Below are 1,429 nucleotides of genomic sequence, written 5' to 3'. Positions count from 1 at the left end.
TTTACCAGCCATTCACTCCTCAATCATACGATTAAATTCTTCACGCTTTTTAGTGTTTGTACCGGAGATACCATCATCTGCAAAGATGCCAGCAAACTCCCATTCATTATTTTTCTTTATAAACTCTGTATAGTGTGCGACCTGAACCTCATAGCTAGAATTTTGTTCTTCTGGACTTAAGTCAATATAGTAGACACAATTTCTCGAACATTTTTATGCAACTTTTGCCAAATCCTCACACTGTTGAGGGGTAATGTAGCCAATACTGCTATGAATTCTCTTCCTATTGTACCAAGATTCTATGTATTCAAATATTGCTAACCTAGCAGCATCAAAATCATAGTACTTCACTAAATTTACTTCTTCTTTTTTAAGCGAAGCGTGAAAAGATTCTATACATGCATTATCGTAAGGGCAACCCTTACCACTAAAAGAGTGCATGATTTTTAAGCCTAATACATATCTAGAAAAATCTTTGCTTGTGTATTGGCTTCCTAGGTCGCTGTGAAGAACGGGAGGTTTTGAAGGTTTTTGAACCTCATAGGCATTCCTAACAGCATTTATTGCTAGAGCAGTATCCATATTTTTATCCATAGAGTATCCAATAATCTTCTTACTATGAAGATCCATTACTGATGCAAGATAGCACCAGCCATCTTTTATTGTATGAATATAGGTAATGTCAGTTACCCACTTTTGATTTATCGATGTTGTAGAAAAATCCCTTTTTAAGATATTCTCTCTATCTTCAACTTTTACTTTTGATGGAAACGGTCTGAACTTTTTGTACACAATGGCTTTAATATCGAGCCTTTTCATAAGTCTCTGTACTCTTTTAAGACTAATATGTATGTTTTCAGCTTTTAGAGTTTTATGGATTTTAGGTGCTCCATAGCGTTTCTTGCTATCTTCATAAATTTTGATTATTTTTGATTTAAGTTGTTTATTTTCTAAAGATCTTTTACTTTCTTTTTTATTAAGGAATTTATAGAAAGAACTTCTTGAAACCTTTAGTAGCTTACACATTAGCTTAACACTATGAGCATTTGCATTATTCTTTATAAACTCATAAATGGTAGTTACTTCTTCGCGAATATGGCCATGGCTTTTTTTAATATTTCATTTTCCTCTTCAAGCCTTGCCATTCTTTTTATCATCGCTTGGTATTCTGCGGTTGTAACTACTTTATCTTTTTCAATAGACACAGGCGTTGCCTTTGAAACCCATCCTTGGATAGTTGATTTTGATATGCCATATTCACGGTTTAACTCTGCTAAACTCTTATCAGAGTTATAAAGCTCTACTATTGTATTTTTGAAGTCATCAGTATATCTTGTTATCTTCTTTGTCATTTTGTAGGCACTTCCTTCCTCTTAACTTTATTTTAAGTTGTTCGGATTTCTGTGTCTACAATATTATACTAACACCA

The 1,429-nt window shown here is 33.2% G+C and carries 1 protein-coding gene and 1 pseudogene; both read right to left on the bottom strand.

Going from position 1 to position 1,429, the window contains the following annotated elements; translation table 11 throughout:
• Window positions 1-21: 21 nt before the first annotated feature.
• Window positions 22-186: pseudogene (locus AAT22_RS18920) on the bottom strand (recombinase family protein); the annotation flags it as partial.
• Between the two features lie 27 nt (window positions 187-213).
• Window positions 214-1,352, bottom strand: a protein-coding gene (locus AAT22_RS18355) for an IS3 family transposase (RefSeq protein ID WP_242849844.1) whose coding sequence is annotated in 2 segments (ribosomal slippage) — window positions 214-1,106 and window positions 1,106-1,352 — 1,140 coding nt in all. Because the reading frame shifts where the segments join, the coding sequence is not laid out codon by codon here.
• Between the last annotated feature and the right edge of the window lie 77 nt (window positions 1,353-1,429).

Source organism: Clostridium sp. C8, assembly GCF_001010885.1.
GTDB lineage: Bacteria > Bacillota > Clostridia > Clostridiales > Clostridiaceae > Clostridium > Clostridium sartagoforme.
This window is presented reverse-complemented; position numbering and strand designations above follow the sequence as displayed.